A 17,738-nucleotide genomic window follows, 5' to 3' on the forward strand; every position below is an offset into this window, starting at 1 on the left:
TGTCAATCCTGCCGGAGGATGCGCCGGAGCTCTTCCAAAAGCGCACCGGAAAATGCCGACGTCCCGGCCGTTCCCCCGATATCCCTCGTGGCGATGCCGCGTGCGAACGTGGCGGAAAGCGCCTCCTCCACCTGTGCCGCCGCCGTACTGTCTCCCGCGTGCTCCAGCAGGAGCGCCGCGCTCCGCACCGCGGCAACCGGATTTGCGATATCCTTTCCGGCAATGTCGGGTGCACTGCCGTGCACAGGCTCGAAGAGGGCATGTCGTCTGCCGATGTTTGCCGACGGGAGCATTCCGAGGCCTCCGACAAGGTAGGCGGCAATATCGCTGAGAATGTCGCCGAAAATATTCGTGGTGACGATCACGTCGTAGCGGGACGGCGCCATCAGCAGGTCGAGGGCGAGGGCGTCGATATACTGCGTCGAGCAGGAGACGCCGTGCCGTGCGGCTTCTTCGAGGCAGATGTCCCGGAACAGGACATCGGATTTCAGGACGTTTGCCTTGTTGCCGACCGTGAGATGCGACCTGCGCTTCGCTATCCCGCAGGCGTATCGGGCGATACGCCTGCTGCCGCGCCGGGAGACCACCCGGACGGTGCATGCACGGTCCTCCTCCCGCCACTCTATCCCCGAATAGAGGCCTTCGGTATTCTCCCGCACGATGACGATGTCGCATCCTTCTCCCTTCACCGGGCGGACGTTCGCATAGAGATCAAGTGCGTGCCGGATTTCCAGGAGCACACTCCGGTACCCGGGATCAGGAGGCGTCGTCACGGCGCCGAAAAGAATTGCATCCGCCGACTTCAGCGCACCGACGTCATCGTCGGTGCAGGCCGATCCCGTCCTTTCCCACTTTCCGTACCCGATTTCAACGGGAAAAAACTCAAAATCGGGACGCAGGCATAAAAGCACGTCCCTCGCAACCGGCACCACCTCACGGCCGATGCCGTCCCCTTCACACACTGCGATTTTCATCTCGCCACTCTCCACCGGGCGACCATTCCTCCGATCGCCTCATATATCTCACGCGGCGACGCCCCCCAGTGCACGACGATCCCTGCATACCCGTTCCACGTGGTGCTCCCGGTCCGCTCGCTCCGGCAGCACCGGGCGACGAAGGGCTCCTCCCGCACCGCATCCAGCGGGCAGATGTTCGCAACGGAAAAATCCCCCTGATAGCATTCCGCGAGGAGCTGGCGTGCGGTCAGGCACCCGGCCACGAGATCGCCGTCACCCGGCCGGTCAGCGTCCAGCGTCCGGGAAAATCCCGCAGCACGGCAGGGGTAGATATCGGCCCCTGTTGTGCGGATGTCGTGCAGGTGATGGACGAATTCGACCTCGAGCTCCCCGAAAATGCCCGTCGCCTCCAGTTCGCGAACCGTTTCTGAGAGGTGAGGGCGGGGCGGCACGATGTCGTAGACGTGAACGGGAACAAGCACGTCCGGATCCGGGTCGAGAACGAAGGTCATGTGCTCGTCCCGGCCGTAAAAGATCGTGCACCGCTTATTCGAGGCCGCCGCCCTCCTGATGAGATCCGCCCTGTTATGGAGGTTGACCGGCTCGGCGCAGATCGCGACATCGCCGGGCCCCGCCAGAATCCTTTCCTCTGCCACCCCGCGCATCATCGGACCCGGTCCATCCGCAGGCGTCACCTCGAGGACTTCCGGCCCCGCCTCCGTCTGCCTGACAAGGTACCTGCTCAGGAAATAGATTTTTTTCCCGAGCGGCCGGGTATCCGCCGCCCCCACCATCTTGCAGTGTGCGGGAAAGATCACTCCCGCGCCCTCCAGAAGGAAACGAGGCCGCCCGCTGCAAGGATCTCCTGCATTTTTGCGGAAAGGGGCGGGAACGGGATCCGCTGTCCTTCCGCCTCCACCCAGTGTTCGCCGAGGCTGAAGGCGATCTCCTCGCCGTCCGTGCAGGGAACACCCTTCGCTTCGATGACGGGAAGGCCTACGTTGATGGCGTTTCTATAGAAGATCCGGGCGAATGAGGGGGCGATGACGGCAACCACCCCCGCCTCCCTGAGCGCCACGGGCGCCTGCTCGCGGGACGATCCGCAGCCGAAGTTGCTGCCCGCGACGATGACGGCGCCCCGCAGCCGTGCCGCGAGGGACGGGTCGAGATCCTCGAAGACACGGGCAGCCCAGACGGAGCGGTCTTTCGTGCGGAGGTACCTCCCGGCAATGATGACGTCGGTGTCGATATCGGCACCGAGGCAGACGGCATGCCCCCTACCGTTCATGGATCGCCTCCGGTGACGTAATCGCGCCCGAAAGAGCACTTGCCGCCGCGGTCTGCGGCGATGCAAGGTAGTATTCCGCGCCGACCCCCATCCTGTTTCTGAAGTTTCGATTTGCGGTCGAGAGTGCGACCTCTCCCTCCGCGAGCGCTCCCATGTGCGCACCGAGGCAGGGACCGCAGCCGGGCGGACCGACCGTGCAGCCCGCATCCACGATCCACGACAGAACCCCGCTTGCAATGCACTGTGCGAGCACCGCCCGCGACGCGGGCACGACGATCGTGCGGACCTTCACCTGTTTTCCCCGCACCATGCGCCCGAACCTCTCGAGATCCCCGAAACGTCCGTTCGTGCAGGTGCCGACAAAGACCTGGTCGAGCGGGATGCCCGCATACCGGTCCACCGGCACCGCACGGTCCACGCGGTGGGGCGGGGTTATCAGCGGCACGATGTCGGAGAGGTCGAGAGTGACCTCCGTTTCGTACCGGGGATTGGTCTGCTGCTGCACCGCCACGTCATGCCCGTATCCGGCAAGAAAGGAGCGGGTGGTCGTGTCGGCGTAGAACATACCCGCCTTCGCCCCCGCCTCCACGGCCATGTTCGACAGGGTGAGCCGGTCCTCCATGGAGAGCGATCCCGCGCCGTCCCCGGTGAATTCAAGCGCACGGTACGTGCCCCCGTCCATCCCGAGATCCCGGACGTAGGCAAGTGCAGCATCCTTTGCCTCCGCGGCGCCGGAGAGGCGTCCTTCGAGCCTGATGGCGATTGTCTCCGGGACGCGGAACCACGTCAGGCCCGACGCCCAGATTGCCGCCATATCCGTGGCGCCCACGCCGGTCGCAAACGCCCCGAACGCACCCATGGTGCAGGAATGGGAATCGGCGCCCACCACGACCTCTCCCGGAAGCACCTTTCCTTCGCTCATGATCTGGTGGCAGATCCCGCCTCCCACATCGGAGAAGTGCATCCCGGTTTTTTTCGCAAACGCCCGGAGCTCCGCCTGCAGGGTTGCGGTGGTGCCGGTGTTTGCCGGCGTGATATGGTCGAAGATCATGGCGAGGCGGTCCGGTGCCGCCGGGGCGCTCATTCCCATCCGCTGCCAGGCTTCGAGCGCGAGCACCCCCGTCCCGTCATGGGCGAACCCGTGGTCGACAGCCCGGTCCACGTAGCTGCCGGCCGGACCGCCGAGAATTGCCTCAGCGAGCGTCGGCATTGGTGCCGGCCTCCTCCGCCCGCCGGATGATAGAAAGCAGCACCTCCGGCGTGATGCAGCATTTCCCCTCGCTCCGGTGTTTCACTTCCGAGAGAACCCAGGCAATCTGCGGTTCGGAGAGGTGATAGCCGTGGCTCGCCACAATATGTTCGAGCGCTTTTCTGCCGGTATGCTTCCCGAGGATAAAGCAGCGTTCCCCTCCGACCAGTGCGGGGGGGATGTACTCATAGGTTGCCGGATCTTCGAGCATAGCGGCGATATGAATGCCGCTCTCGTGGGCGAAGGCATGCTCCCCCACCACGGCCTTCAGCTTCGGAACCGGGATGCCCGAAGCACGCGCCACGGTTGCCGAGAGATCATGGAGGAGGGAGAGATCGTACCGCTCCACGCCTCCCTTGAAGCGCAGCGCGACGAGCACTTCCTCGAGCGATGCATTTCCGGCACGCTCCCCGATGCCGTTCGCGGTCGTGTGCAGTTGGAAGGCTCCCGATGCGGCGGCGGTGATGGTGTTTGCCGACGCGAAGCCCATATCATTGTGGCAATGGACGCAGAGCGGCACTGGAAGGTCTGCGGTCAGGTTCCTGACGTTATCCGCCATTTCAAGCGGCGTCAAACACCCGACGGTGTCGGCATAACTGCAGTAGGCAACACCATGACGGACACCTTCCCGGTACATCTCCCGTAAAAACGGCAGATCGGTCCGGGACGCATCCTCGGCCGCAAACCTGACTGCCAGCCCGTGGTCAACCGCGTGGTCGACCATGGCGAGCGCCGAGGCGAGCACCTCCTCACGGGGTTTCCTGTACTTGTGCCTGATATGGAGGTCGGAGGTGGCGATGAAGATGCTGACGAGGTCCACCCCGCAGTCGATGGCGCAGTCGATATCCTCCTTTCTCGCCCGTGCAAGGCAGCAGATGCGTGCACGAAGTCCCAGTGCGGTGATCGCCGATACGCATGCTTTTTCATTTGCAGACACGATGGGAAATCCCGCCTCGATCACCTCGATGCCGATTGCATCGAGTATCCGGGCGATCTCCATTTTTTCTTCGCAGGAAAACGAGACCCCCGGGGTCTGTTCCCCGTCCCGCAGGGTTACATCACAGATTTCAACATTCCACTGTTCCATGGTTCTCTCCCTCCGGACAGGTGCCTTCGATGATGAGGGTCACCGGTTCGTCCGGCATACGAAGTGCCTCCGCAATCTCCGCGTGCCGGTCCGCGGGAATTGTGCGGGGGTTCGCCCAGGCGATGTACCGGGCGACATCCGGGGCGGGATGACCGCCGGTCATTCCCATCCGGGTGTTCTTCAGCACGATGCAGAGGAGCGGCAGCCCCTTTTCACGGACATCGGCGAGTGCGTTCATGCCCGAGTGCAGCATCGCGTAGTCTCCCGACAGCGCCACCCGGGTGCTCCGTGCCGCAACCGCCACCGACGAGCCGAGTCCGTAGGAGGCGACGCCCACGCTGTAGGGAGGGTTTGCTGCGAAGAGCGAGCAGCCGATATCGCAGATCACCGTCATCTCCCTCTCTGCGAGCATGCTCACGGTTGCCCGGAAAGGACACGACGGGCAGAAGGTGCGGGCGAATCCGCGGCCCGATTTCGTCTCGGGCTGTGCGGGGAAGGGAGGGGGTTGTGCGATACGGTGCTCCCGCACGAAGGGGCGGCCGTATTCCCGTGTGTCGGCACAATCCGGCGGCGGCAGAGGGGGAGGATAGACGGTGACGGCACGCCCTCCCCCCTCTGCCGGCCCCACGCCGACAGGCGGCGGCCCCCGCCGGTTGAGGGGCGAAGAAACCGACCATGCAAACATGCGGGCGGTGACCGCATCCGCCGCTTCCGCCCGCCCGCGCATCGTGAGGTCGGGGTCGGCGAGCCGTCCGCTCCCCTGCCCGCGGAGAAGGATGCGGCCGGCCGCCTCTCCCTCGAGGGCGGGAGGTGTGACGCGGATGAGGGCAATGCGCGAAAACATCTCCGACGCGGCAAACGCCTCCTCGACAGCAGGCCCGATGGTTTCGCCGTCCGGCTCGAGCACCGGGATCTGCGCCACTTCCCCGAAGTACCGGGAATCCTGTGCGTTCTGCGAACCGCGGACAAAGATATCGTCACCGGCAACCACCACCACCCCGCGGCGAAGCCCCTGCGTCGTGGCGTTTACGAGCGGATCGGCACAGGTGTTGAGTCCGACATTCTTGAGAATCACTCCCGCCCGGCGTCCTGCAAGAGAATCGCCGAGCGCATACTCGAGGGCGACCTTTTCGTTGACGGTCAGTTCCGCACCGGTCCCTTCCGCAATGCCGGTGACCGGATAGCCGGGCACTGCGTACCACCTGTCCGCCGCCGCGAGGAGCGCCCGGCAGAGTACATCCTCACCGTTCGCCATCACAATCCCTCCCGGGAACCAGATCGCACCCCGTACATGCGGTGCACATCGTAATAGCGAGCCGGGGGTCGAGCCCGGCTTCCCGCAGGATCGTATCGTGGAGCCTGCAGACGGCCAGCAGCCGCTCTGCAGACGGCCGTACATAGCCCGAACAGCCCGCAACGGGATTCAGAGGGCGGATCACCGGAATGACGCCCTCCGCCGCACACTCCCTGATGCAGTCCTCAATCTCCGCATCCGACTCCCCGAGACCGAGGATGACGTTCGTAAAGACACGGTTTCTCCCGAAGATCGCCACCGACTCGCGAAGGGCCGTCCGGATTGCATTGCGGTCAAGCCCGGGGCACATCTCCTCAAAGAGCGCCGCCGTCGCTGTTTCGAGATTGAATTTTACTTCAACGACACCGAGAGCCTTTAAGCGGGCGGGTGTCCCCTCGCGGGGGTAGATCGAAACGCCGACGGGTTTTTCGAACCGGGCGATTCGCTCAAGGATCGTACACACCCTGTCCTCATCCTCCGCTACACTGCCCACCACGCCGCTCGTGATCGATATGGCGTCAATCCTGTCGATAACACCCTCAATCATCCTCTCTATCTCCTCCGGCGACTTCACCCGTTCCGGCTGGAGGGGAACCGGGCAGTACCGGCACCGGAAGATGCAGCCTGCCGAAACGGTGATGTATGCCTGACGGGGGCAGTGGAGCCCCACCGGCTCAAGCTCCCCCTCGAGCACATCGTCGTCCATGAGAATCCGGGCATGCCCGGAACCGGTGTGCTTGAGCACGATCGGGGAACCGGGATTGATCCCGAGACGCACGCGGCGCCCCCCCGCCGTAAAAAAAACCGATCCCGCACCCCCCGCACTCGGGCCTGCGCTCGATCGTTCGATGTACCGGTCGACGGGGGCTCCCGTCAGCCTGACCGCACCCGCCTCGAGGAGCCGTGCCTTCTCCCGTGCCCATTTCATAATGACAGAGCCTCGTCGTACCGGGTATAGAACGGAATTGCGGCGATGGCGCCCACAATGCCCCGGCCGTTCATCCTCACATCGACCAGCGGCCGGACGCCGTCGACCGCCGCCGCCGTCACCTCGCCCGCCTTCACCGATCTGCCGAAGGGTATGAGCCCGGAGGGATCGAATCCCGAATAGACGGCCATGCCGGTTTCGTCGGAGAGGGTGTACCTCTCGAGCAGCGCCTGGAAACTGTCAGCGCAGGCGGCCGGGTTCGTCGTTGCGAATTCGCAGACGATCGCAACGCAGTTCTTCGTCCGGTAGGGAACGGGGTAGAGCTGGACGATGGTGTGGGAAAGATACCGTGTCGCATCGTCCGAGACGGCACGGGCGATGTTGTGGGCGAGCGTCCATGTCGCTCCCTCCTCGGGCGTATCGGTGTCGTCGATGCCGATCAGGACCCGGCTGCGCCGGGGGAGCCAGATGGTTGATCCGGCTTCCTTCCCCCCGCCCGAGGGATCGGTGGTACTTCTGATGACGCCGCGGGCGCACGACCGGCAGATGCTTGCCCCGACACCTCCCCCCCCGAGGCCGCGGTAGGTGATGAAAATCCCGGTATCCCCGATCCCGGCCGCGGCAATGCCTGCCGGAAAGACCGATCCCTGCAGTCCGAGATCAGCCGATCCCGGAGAGAGCATATACCGCGACGTGGTGCCGACGAGACGCACCGACTTGACCACTGGGCTCTTCCGGTAATGGTGCTGCGCCCACATCGCCCCCCCGACACAGTCGAAGGTCTCGACAAGTTCGATTGCCTGCCCGTCCTCCGCCGCGACGGCGACGATCTCGGGATAGGCAATGGTATAGGGATCAGAGATGTTCTCCATAGAGCCCTGCCGCCTCTATTCCGGCGTTCCCCCAGAGCACCGCCCCGAGGGCACCGATTCTTCCTTTTGCTCCCGCCCGGTCGATATACCGGATGCCGAGCCGTTCTGCCTCGGCTTCGACCTCTTCGATGGTTAAAAATTCGGTCTTCACCCGCTCTGCAAGCGGCGAATCCGGGTAGAGAAGCCCCCGGAGGACGGCGATCCCGGTATCCCTGCTGACCGCATTGGTCTCGATGTAGTCCCGCAGCGCTTCACAGAGGTCGTCGACCCTGTCGGGGCGGACCGCATAGGTGAGCGCACTCCCGACACAGTTCGTCGTCTTTTTGGGCACCTTCGGGTTGAGCTGGATCAGGCGCATGTTCAGGTACTCGGCCCCTTCCATACGGCATGCCTCCGCCGCCTTCAGCGCCAGCACCCATGTCGCCCCTTCTTCTTTCGTATCGGTGTCATCAATTCCGATCGTCACTTTTTCATACCGGGGAGAGACGATCCTGACGCGGGTTGCCCGTGCCCCTCCGACTTTTAAGTCATCTTCCGAAGGATACTCGGCACGCAGCACTCCGGGCGCCTGCGGGAGGCATGCGGCGACACCCACACCGGCACCGGCGATGCCGCGCCAGGTCGTGACGACCTCGTCGCCGTCCACCTCGACACCCTCGAGCGCCTGCCCGCCGATCTCACGGTCGGCCGCCCCGAAACCGACGGGGTACGATCCTATCCGGGCGCTCATCGCCATCATCGTCCCGTCGACGCGAATCGAGCGGATGGCACCTCCGGCACGCATGCGGTTCATCGCGTCCCACTCGATGGTTCCCTGATGGCAGCATTCCTCAATAATTTCGGCACGTCCGGCAGCCTCATCGACCATGACAAGGAACTTCTTTGCAAACATCGGACCGAACCGTTTCCTGACCTCACCGGGGGTTAGATGCATCATCTGGTTTATCACCGAAATATTCGTTAACAGGATTATCGGCAACAAGGTTATTTAATGTCATCGATAGGGCAGGTATGCCTGTCCGCAGAAAAAAAAGGAGAATTCAGAGAATGTCTGCAAGATTGATCTTGAAGGGGCCGAGGCTGCCGCCGAAATTACCGGCGCTGATGAATACCACGCCCGGCACGGTCGTTGCCGCCCTGATGCCTTCCACCATGGCCTCCCTGACGGAATCCTCATCGATCCCGTCGATGACAATTTCGTAGACGGCTTTTACGCCCTCGGGGATTTTCGAGTCGGGAACCTTTTCCCGGAGAGTCGGGCAGTACTTCTCGTTCGTGCTCGCGGGCATGAACTTGTACTTGGTGCTTCCCACCTTCGAACCGCTCGCGACGATGCCGCCGGGGAACGAGGTGATGACGCCGCAGACGCTGTTAATCGCATCGACCGCCGCCTGGGCGCCCATGAGCGCCGCCATCTGGTTTTCGCCCATCACGAAGAAGTTGCCGCCGGCAACGCCCTTTACGATGCCGAAGTCTTCCTCGCCCACGTACTCGCCGTTCATGATGGGGATCACCCAGCAGTTCCGGCCGCCGACGTCCTTCTTGTACTCGTAGCCGTCACCGAAGAAGTGCAGCTTGACCGCGATCCGCTCCTCTGCTTCGGGGAGGCCGTCAAAGACTGCCGTCGTGGGTGCCGTCAGGACGCACTCGGCGAGCCGCTCGACGACCTGCTCCTTTAACTTCTTCTTCCCGGCACAGAAGAGGACGGCGACGCCGGGACGTCCGTCGGGGGTTTCGTCGCCTGAGAGGAAGCTCTCGACGCCCGCTTCACAGGGGCATCCGATTGCGGATGTGGCAAACCCCGTCGCCTCCACCGCTGCCTTGTATGCCCATTCTTCGGTCACTGCCGTGATAATCACACGCGAAACCCAGGTCGGGAACGCTTCTGCATAGGTATCATCAATGGTAACTCCGTTCAACTCCATAGTACAGTCCTCACGTTATGCTGTTATGTCATCGATTGATGTTTTTGAAAGTTTCTTTTTGACCGCGTCCTTCTCCCGGGATTGAACCGCGGGATCGGAGGATATATTATAAGGGGAGAGAGTACGCTCCGGCCACTCCGGAGCCTCCGGAAATGTATGGTTATCGGTGGATCAAATAGATCAAAATAATTTAACAAATCAGCAAAATAAATGATTTTTGCCAATTTAGACGTCGCCTGAGCATTTAAACCGTTCCCTCATTTCAGAACCTTTATCTACAATCTTTCCCCACCATTTGTTTAATCGATTTAGGTCGATTTTTTAGCTGGTGCGTGTAACCATGGCATTTGCATTGCATATCAACATGGAGCGGTGTACCGGTTGTAACGCATGTGTAGTCGCGTGTCCGGTCGATGCACTGGAGCTCTACACGGTGGATCCCGTCACAAACGAAAAGATCTATCAGGTCAAGAACGGCAAAGCGGCGGTTCTTGACGTGGATCATGAGTTGTGCGCCGGTTGCGGCGTATGTGTCGAGGCATGCCCCTTTGATGTGATACGGCTGGCAGGACCGTGGGAAAAGGGGTCGAAACCCCTGGCAAAAGGCATGGAGTGAGGTAAAAGCATGGCATTGTTCCCAAAATTCTCCAAGAAACGTGATGGCGTCAACGTCATTATGGAACAGAAACTGCTCCAGAACACGAGCAACCTGATTTTAAACGCGCAGACATGTACAGGATGCGGCATTTGTGCCGAAGCCTGTCCCGAGGAGGCGATATCCGTCGGACTCGTCGGTGCGGTCAGGAGAGGCGCAGTCGACTATGCAGAACCCGTCAATATCGACGAAGCAAAATGTTCGTATTGTGGTGTCTGCGTCATTATGTGCCCGTTCAACGCATTGACACTCAAGATTGACGGCGAAGAACGGCTCCCCATCGTCGAGAAGGAGGGTTTCCCCCAGTACGATCTGACAACGAAGATCGACGACGAGAAGTGCATCCGCTGCACGGTCTGCGAGGAAGTCTGTCCCCGCGACGCGATCGACCGGCAGGTGCCTGTTTTCGAGGGTACCGACGCTGAAGGCAAGAGCCGTCAGGCGGCAATTACGGCGACGACGAAATTCACCGTCGACGACGAGAAATGTACGCTCTGCGGTATCTGCGGCGCTCTCTGTCCCGCAATCGACGTCAACCACAAGCCCTTTACCGCGGAGAGCGGCAAGGTCGAAGGCGAGGTCGTCTGGGACGAGGCGCAGTGCGACGCCTGCAAGATATGCGTCGAGGCCTGTCCCGAGGAAGCAATTACCGTCGAGCGTGAAGTGACCGGTAAGAAGATCGACGGTTCCGTCAGTATCATGGATGAGAACTGCTGCACCTGTCGCTGGTGCGCAATCAACTGTCCGACGGAAGCAATTACCGTCGAGAAGATCTTTGAAGGCGAAATCGAGTTTAATGCCGAGAAGTGCCCGGCCGGCTGTTCCACATGCGTGGAGGTCTGCCCCGCAAATGCAATCTATCTCCCCTCCCCCGTGAAGGCGAGCGAGATGAAGGGCCAGCTCGAGGACAAGATCGCCGTCAACAAGGACTTCTGCATCTACTGCGGCGCCTGTGTGCAGGCCTGCCCCGGTGAGGACATCATCGTCCTGAAACGGAGCGGCGTAAAGATCACGGGCAAAGAGACGGATCTCTTCAACCGGATCAAGGAGAAGCTCTTCACCCGGCGTACCTCCATGGTCAAGGAGGGTGTCGCACCCGGTGAAGTCGAAGTAAAAGTTCTTGAGAAAGCGTGAGGTATTCAAATGGCAACAGAGAAAAATTACGGCAATCCGCAGCTTGAGGATAAACTCAGGGACCGGTACTTCTACACGGAGGATTCGCACCCTGACTTCCTTGCCGATGTGGAGAAAATCGGCCGCACGATAGCGCACATGTGTTTCCAGTGCGGTACCTGTACCGGATCGTGTCCGTCCGCACCCCGGAGCTCATACCGCATCCGCCTGTTTGTCCGGAGAGCGGTGCTCGGCCTCGAGGATGAAGCACTCACCGACCCGGACCTGTGGCTGTGCACGACCTGCTATTCCTGCACGGACCGGTGTCCGCGTGACATCGCCCCCACCGATGTGATTATGGCGATGCGGAACCTCGCGTTCAAGAGGGATATCGTGCCGAGAAACTTCTTAAAAACCGCCCAGCTGATCTACACGACCGGCCACGGCGTGCCCAACAACGACGTGAACCGGGCAGCCCGCGAAAAACTCGGTCTCACCCGCGATCCGCCGACGACCCACGGGTACCCCGAGTTCATCCCGGGCATCCAGAAGATCCTGGACTATTATAAACTGAAAGAGAATGCGGACCGCATCCTTGCTGAGGAGGGTCAGTAATGTCAGGAAATATGCACCAGTACGCCTTTTTCCTGGGCTGCATCGCCCCCAACCGGTATCCCGGCTGTGAAGCGGCGGCAATCAAGACCAGTGAAAGGGTCGGCATCGAACTGCTCCCCCTGAAGGGCGCAAGCTGCTGCCCCGCACCCGGCGCATTCGGCTCCATCGACCTGAATGTCTGGTACGCCATGGCGGCACGCAACGTCGTACTTGCCGAGCAGATGAACATGGACATCGCCCTCATCTGCAACGGCTGCTACAAGTCCATCTTTGAGGTCAACCACATCCTCAAGCACAACGACGAGCTCCGGGACGGCGTGAACGAAGTCCTCAAGGAGATCGACATGGAGTATAAGGGCAGCATCGATGTCTGGCACCTTGCCGAACTCTACTACGATCCCGCCATCTGCGGTGTCGACAAGATCCGTGCGAGTATCACCCGCCCGCTTTCCGGCACGAAGATTGCGGTCCACTACGGCTGCCATCTCATGAAGCCGAAGAAGGAGCGCCACTTCGGTGACACCGAGAATCCCATGTGGATTGAGGAGCTCGTCGATGCACTCGGCGCGGAGTCCGTGCAGTACCGCAACAAGATGCAGTGCTGCGGTGCCGGCGGCGGTGTCCGCGGCTATGACCTGACGCACTCGCTCGACATCACCAACGAAAAGATGATCAACCTGCGGGAAGTCGGCGCAGACGCGTTAACGGAAGTCTGTCCGTTCTGCCAGCTCCAGTATGACCGTGGGCAGATCGAGATTCAGGAGAAGTTCGGTATCAATTACGGACTTCCCGTGCTGCACTATAACGAGCTGCTCGGCCTTGCTCAGGGCATGAGCCCGCAGGAGCTGGCGCTTGACCTGCACGCAGTCGACTGCAAACCATTCCTGGAGAAGATTCTCTGAGAGGTGCAAAAATGGCAGAAAAGAAAGAAGCAAGAATAGGCGTATTTATTTGCCACTGCGGTACCAACATCGCGGGATCCATTGACATTAAAGCCCTTCAGGAGTATTCGAAGACGCTCCCCAATGTCGTGGTCGCCGACGAGTACCAGTACATGTGCTCCACACCCGGCCAGGGCAAGATCGTCGATGCAATCGCAGAGAACAAGCTCACCGGCGTCGTCGTTGCGGCATGCTCTCCCCGACTTCACGAGCCGACCTTCCGTATGGCATCGAAAGTGGGCGGTCTGAACCCGTTCCGGTTCGAGATGGCAAACATCCGCGAGCAGAACTCGTGGGTGCACATGCACGACCGTGAGGGGGCAACGGCAAAGGCAAAGGACTCGGTCCGCATCGCGGTCGCCAAGGCCTCGCTCCTTGAGGATCTCTTCCCGAAGAGCGTTCCTGTCGAAAAGGCCGCACTCGTCGTCGGTGCCGGTGTCGCCGGTATCCAGGCGTCGCTGGATCTCGCCAACGCGGGCATCCCGACCTACCTTATCGAGAAGAGCCCGACGATCGGCGGACGCATGTCCCAGCTCGACAAGACCTTCCCGACGCTCGACTGTTCCCAGTGTATTCTGACGCCCAAGATGGTGGATGTGGGCAGGAATGAAAACATCATCCTCAAGACCTACACCGAAGTCGAGAAGGTCGAGGGGTACATCGGCAACTTCGACATCACGCTCAGGAGGAAGGCACGCGGTGTCCTGACTCCCGACGAAGCCGCGGAACGAGGCTATGTCGGCGGCGGCTGTAACGGCTGCGGCGACTGTGCCGGCGTTTGTCCGGTTATCAAGGGCAACGAGTTCGAGTTCGGCATGGCTCCGAGAAAAGCCATCTATATCTACCACCCCCAGGTCGTCCCGAACATCTACACGGTCGATTTCGAGTCCTGTATCAAATGCGGCCTCTGTGTCGATATATGCGGTGACAAGAAGGCGATCGATCTCGAGATGGAGGATACGTTCGAGACCGTCAAGGTCGGCACGGCCATCCTCGCCACCGGCTATGATCTCTTCCCGATCGAGAAGAAGGCCGAATGGGGATACAACAAGTTCGAAAACGTCATCACCGGCCTTGAGTTCGAGCGCCTGATCTGTGCGTCCGGCCCGACCGGCGGCCACCTCGTGCGCCCGTCCGACGGCCAGACTCCGATGAAAGTCGGTTTCGTGCTCTGTGCGGGCTCCCGTGACAACACCGGCATCGGCAAGCCGTACTGTTCCCGGTTCTGCTGCATGTACTCGCTCAAGCATGCACACCAGATCATGGAGAAGATCCCAGGTGCACGCGTCTACCTCTTCTACATGGACATCCGGTCCTTCGGCAAGATGTACGAGGAGTTCTACTACCGCATCCAGGACGAAGGCGCGAAGTTCATCAGGGGACGTGTCTCGAATATCCTCGAGGATAAGACGAGCAAGAACCTCCACGTCTTTACGGAGGATACGCTGCTTCAGCGCCCCGTCAATATCGAACTCGACCTCGTCGTGCTTGCGGCGGCTGTTCAGCCCGTTGCAGAAGAGGATACCATCAGGAAACTCTTCGGTGTCTCCAAGTCGCAGGACGGCTGGATGCTTGAGGCGCACCCGAAACTCAACCCCTGCGGAACAACGACCGCGGGTGTCTTCCTTGCCGGCGTCTGCCAGGGCCCGAAGGATATTCCCGACACGGTCGCCCAGGCGGAAGGTGCGGCATCGGCTGCAAGCATTCCGATTCACATCGGCAAAGTGGAGCTCGAGCCCTACTTCGCCCAGTGCATGGAGGAGAAGTGCGCAGGCTGCGGCATGTGCGTGAACCTCTGCCCGTACGGTGCGCTCGCCCTTGTCGAGAAGAACGGAAAGAAAGTCATGGAAGTCACCGAAGCAAAATGCAAGGGATGCGGCACCTGCGGCGGGTTCTGCCCCGGCGGCGCCATCCACATGCAGCACTTCACGACTCCCCAGATCGTCGCACAAATCGACGCATTCCTGCTCGGAGGTGAGCAGTAAATGGCAGAGGAATGGAAACCAAAAATCCTTGCAATCATCTGCAACTGGTGTTCGTACGCCGGTGCGGACCTTGCCGGCGGTGCCCGTATCCAGTACCCGCCCGATATCCGTGCCATCCGCGTGATGTGCACGGGCCGTATCGATCCCCTCTTCATCATGAAGGCGTTCCAGGACGGCGCTGACGGTGTGCTGATTTCCGGCTGCCACTTTGGTGACTGCCACTACCTTGAGGGCAACTTCAAGGCCGCAAAGCGGATGTTCCTCATCAAGAGCGTTCTCAAAAACATCGGCCTTGACGACAAGAGGATCCGGATGACGTTCGTCTCCGCGTCCGAGGGTGCAAAGTGGGCCGGAGTGGTCAACGACGTCGTCAAGACCGTCACGGAACTCGGTCCGAGCCCCCTCAAGGAGTTCGAAAAATAAGCTGGAGTTGAGATGGTGCCAAAAATCAAATTAAACCTGATCTCCGGTCGAACAATCCAGCAGGGAGTTTCGATGGAAGGCGGAAAGGAAAAACCCGCCTACAGAAACGCCTGCGGGATCATCGAGATTGATCCGGCGGACTTCAAAAAACTTGGTGCCTGGCGGAATACGAACGTGCGTGTAACCAGCACATTCGGCAGTGTGGTTGTGAAGGCAATCGAGGCGACCCAGGGGCCGCACCCCGGCCTCGGCTGGATCCCGATGGGGCCCTGGGCAAACCAGGTGGTCAATCCCGATACCTATTCCACCGGGATGCCCACCTTCAAGGGAACGCCCGTGGAAGTGGAAGCAGCATCCGACGAGGAAGTCCTCGACTCGATTACCCTGATCACCAGGGCAGTGCGGGGTGAATTATAATGGCAAAACTTGTTACCGATGTGGTCTGCCCGTTCTGCGGGACACTCTGCGATGATCTCGAAGTGAGTGTCACCGACGACGGGAAGAAGATCCTTGATGTCTACAATGCATGTGCCATCGGCGCCGAAAAGTTCCTCCACTCCCAGGCATCCGATCGCCTCACCAGGCCACGGATGCAGGATGCAGACGGCAACTGGAAGGAAGTCAGCTACGACGAGGCGGTCGAATATACCGCCAAAATCCTCGCTGACGCCAAAAAGCCCCTCATGTACGGGTGGAGTTCCACCAACTGCGAGGCGCAGGCTGTCGGCACCGAAGTTGGCGAAGTGTGCGGAGCCGTCATGGACAACACCGCAACGGTCTGCCACGGAACCACGCTTATCGCGGTTCAGGATGTCGGTATTCCGTCCTGTACGCTCGGAGAGGTCATCAACCGTGCCGATCGCATTGTGTTCTGGGGCTGCAACCCGGCCCATGCCCATCCGCGGCACATGTCACGGTATTCGATATTCCCCCGCGGGTTCTTCACCGGCAAAGGCCAGAAGAGCCGCAAGCTCGTTGTCATCGATCCGCGGTGCACCGACACCTCGAAGATGGCGGACTACCACCTCCAGATCGAGCAGGGGCGCGATTACGAACTCTTCGATGCGCTCCGCGTTGCCTTCAAGGGCGAAAAACTGCCCGACACCGTGGCAGGCATCCCCAGGAAGACGATCTACGAAGTAGCCGAGACGATGAAGTCCGGGAGGTTCGGGATCATCTTCTTCGGCATGGGCGTCACCCAGTCGCTCTCGAAGAACCACAACATTGACGCAGCGATCAGCGTGACAAGGGACCTCAACGACTACACGAAGTGGAGCATCATGCCGATGCGGGGCCACTATAATGTGACGGGCTCCGGCGAGGTCTGGGGCTGGCTTCATGGGTTCCCGTATGCGCTCGACCTCTCCCGCGGGTTCGCCCGGTACAATCCCGGCGATACCACGAGCAACGACCTGCTCCGTCGCGACGAAGTCGATGCCGTCTTCGTGCTCGGCAGCGATCCCGGCGCACACTTCCCGTTCAGTTCCGTGAAAAAGATCTGGGACCTGCCGTCCGTATGCATCGATCCGCACATCACCCCGACGAGTGCCGTCTGCAAACTGCACGTGCCCGTCGCCTTTGTGGGTGTTGAAACCGGCGGATGCGCTTACCGGATGGACAACGTGCCTATCGAGTGCCGCAAAGTGGTCGAACCGCCGGAAGGCATGCCGACCGACGAGGAGTTCCTCAAGAAAGTGCTCACACGCGTCAGGGAGTTAAAGGGGGCGTAAGAGAATGGCAGAATATCTTATCAGGAACGGATTCGTCTACGATCCCGTACTCGGCATCGACGGTGATAAGCAGGATGTCGCGGTAAAAGACGGGAAGATCGTCGAAACCACGGCACTTGCAAAACCCACCGAGATCAACGCAGCCGGCATGACCGTCATGGCGGCCGGTGTCGACGTTCACGCCCATGTCGCAGGCCCGAAGGTCTGCGTCGGCAGGAACTTCCGGCCCGAAGACAAACTCTTCACCTCGACGCCTCAGGCAGGCATCAAGCGGATGGAGGGCGGATTTTCCGTCCCGACGACGCTCCGGACGGGCTATAACTACGCCCGGATGGGCTACGGTTTCGTGATGGAAGCGGCAATGCCCCCGCTATACGCACGGCACGTTCACGAGGAGATGCGCGACACCCCCATCATCGATGAGGCGGCGCTTCCCGTTTTCGGCAACAACTGGTTTGTGCTCGAGTACCTCAAGAACAAGGAGATCGAGAATACCGCGGCGTACATCGCCTGGCTTCTCCGTGTGACGAAGGGATTCGGCATCAAGAATGTCAACCCCGGCGGCACGGAAGCCTGGGGATGGGGCATGAACTGCGAGACGGTCAACGATGTCGTCCCGTACTTTGAAATCACCCCCGCGGAGATCATCAGGGGGCTTATCGAGGCGAACGAGTACC

The 17,738-nt window shown here is 60.9% G+C and carries 18 protein-coding genes and 1 pseudogene; 9 read left to right on the top strand and 10 right to left on the bottom strand.

Annotated features, from left to right (window positions below; all coding sequences use genetic code 11):
- Positions 1-2: 2 nt before the first annotated feature.
- The 10 genes from APR53_02625 to APR53_02670 form a co-directional block, all read right to left on the bottom strand.
- Positions 3-974: an isocitrate dehydrogenase gene (locus APR53_02625; GenBank protein KQC04905.1), complete on the bottom strand. Its 972-nt coding sequence runs from the start codon at positions 972-974 to the stop codon at positions 3-5.
- A complete protein-coding gene (locus APR53_02630) occupies positions 971-1,774 on the bottom strand; it encodes a hypothetical protein (protein KQC04906.1) in 804 nt (267 codons plus the stop codon). The genes APR53_02625 and APR53_02630 overlap by 4 nt, the downstream gene beginning before the upstream one ends.
- Positions 1,771-2,244 (bottom strand): 3-isopropylmalate dehydratase, encoded by a 474-nt coding sequence (locus tag APR53_02635; protein ID KQC04907.1) that lies wholly within the window; start codon positions 2,242-2,244, stop codon positions 1,771-1,773. The genes APR53_02630 and APR53_02635 overlap by 4 nt, the downstream gene beginning before the upstream one ends.
- Complete coding sequence (locus tag APR53_02640) at positions 2,234-3,454, bottom strand: 3-isopropylmalate dehydratase large subunit (GenBank protein ID KQC04908.1); 1,221 nt, start codon at positions 3,452-3,454, stop codon at positions 2,234-2,236. The genes APR53_02635 and APR53_02640 overlap by 11 nt, the downstream gene beginning before the upstream one ends.
- Complete coding sequence (gene aksA / locus APR53_02645; protein ID KQC04909.1) at positions 3,438-4,580, bottom strand: homoaconitate hydratase; 1,143 nt, start codon at positions 4,578-4,580, stop codon at positions 3,438-3,440. The genes APR53_02640 and aksA overlap by 17 nt, the downstream gene beginning before the upstream one ends.
- Complete coding sequence (locus tag APR53_02650; protein ID KQC04910.1) at positions 4,561-5,835, bottom strand: indolepyruvate ferredoxin oxidoreductase; 1,275 nt, start codon at positions 5,833-5,835, stop codon at positions 4,561-4,563. Before APR53_02650 ends, aksA begins: the two co-directional genes overlap by 20 nt.
- Entirely contained in the window at positions 5,822-6,802 is a 981-nt protein-coding gene (locus APR53_02655) for a radical SAM protein (protein ID KQC04911.1), read from the bottom strand. The genes APR53_02650 and APR53_02655 overlap by 14 nt, the downstream gene beginning before the upstream one ends.
- Complete coding sequence (locus APR53_02660; GenBank protein KQC04912.1) at positions 6,799-7,674, bottom strand: hypothetical protein; 876 nt, start codon at positions 7,672-7,674, stop codon at positions 6,799-6,801. The genes APR53_02655 and APR53_02660 overlap by 4 nt, the downstream gene beginning before the upstream one ends.
- A complete protein-coding gene (locus APR53_02665) occupies positions 7,658-8,611 on the bottom strand; it encodes a tRNA(Ile2) 2-agmatinylcytidine synthetase (protein ID KQC04923.1) in 954 nt (317 codons plus the stop codon). The genes APR53_02660 and APR53_02665 overlap by 17 nt, the downstream gene beginning before the upstream one ends.
- Before the next feature lie 103 nt (positions 8,612-8,714).
- Positions 8,715-9,599: a formylmethanofuran--tetrahydromethanopterin N-formyltransferase gene (locus APR53_02670; GenBank protein ID KQC04913.1), complete on the bottom strand. Its 885-nt coding sequence runs from the start codon at positions 9,597-9,599 to the stop codon at positions 8,715-8,717.
- 340 nt (positions 9,600-9,939) lie between these two features.
- Between APR53_02670 and APR53_02675 the strand changes: the two genes are divergently transcribed.
- The 9 genes and pseudogenes from APR53_02675 to APR53_02715 all read left to right on the top strand — a co-directional run bounded on the left by APR53_02675 (position 9,940) and on the right by APR53_02715 (position 17,738).
- Positions 9,940-10,215, top strand: coding sequence for a ferredoxin (locus tag APR53_02675; protein ID KQC04914.1), 276 nt, complete (start codon positions 9,940-9,942; stop codon positions 10,213-10,215).
- 9 nt (positions 10,216-10,224) lie between these two features.
- Positions 10,225-11,388: a ferredoxin gene (locus tag APR53_02680; GenBank protein KQC04915.1), complete on the top strand. Its 1,164-nt coding sequence runs from the start codon at positions 10,225-10,227 to the stop codon at positions 11,386-11,388.
- A 9-nt stretch (positions 11,389-11,397) separates the two neighbouring features.
- A complete protein-coding gene (locus APR53_02685; GenBank protein KQC04916.1) occupies positions 11,398-11,982 on the top strand; it encodes a 4Fe-4S ferredoxin in 585 nt (194 codons plus the stop codon).
- Positions 11,982-12,884 (top strand): CoB--CoM heterodisulfide reductase subunit B, encoded by a 903-nt coding sequence (locus APR53_02690; protein ID KQC04917.1) that lies wholly within the window; start codon positions 11,982-11,984, stop codon positions 12,882-12,884. The genes APR53_02685 and APR53_02690 overlap by 1 nt, the downstream gene beginning before the upstream one ends.
- A gap of 11 nt (positions 12,885-12,895) precedes the next feature.
- On the top strand, positions 12,896-14,908 hold the full coding sequence (locus APR53_02695) for a disulfide reductase (GenBank protein KQC04918.1): 2,013 nt from the start codon (positions 12,896-12,898) through the stop codon (positions 14,906-14,908).
- Positions 14,909-15,331, top strand: coding sequence for a methyl-viologen-reducing hydrogenase subunit delta (locus APR53_02700; GenBank protein KQC04919.1), 423 nt, complete (start codon positions 14,909-14,911; stop codon positions 15,329-15,331). It abuts the gene before it with no gap.
- Between the two features lie 12 nt (positions 15,332-15,343).
- The gene (locus APR53_02705) at positions 15,344-15,748 is read left to right on the top strand and encodes a molybdopterin dinucleotide-binding protein (GenBank protein ID KQC04920.1); all 405 of its coding nucleotides are present in this window, start codon (positions 15,344-15,346) and stop codon (positions 15,746-15,748) included.
- Complete coding sequence (locus APR53_02710) at positions 15,748-17,061, top strand: formylmethanofuran dehydrogenase subunit B (protein ID KQC04921.1); 1,314 nt, start codon at positions 15,748-15,750, stop codon at positions 17,059-17,061. Before APR53_02705 ends, APR53_02710 begins: the two co-directional genes overlap by 1 nt.
- A 4-nt stretch (positions 17,062-17,065) precedes the next feature.
- Positions 17,066-17,738, top strand: a pseudogene (locus tag APR53_02715).

It is taken from the genome of Methanoculleus sp. SDB (assembly GCA_001412355.1).
Classification (GTDB): domain Archaea; phylum Halobacteriota; class Methanomicrobia; order Methanomicrobiales; family Methanomicrobiaceae; genus LKUD01.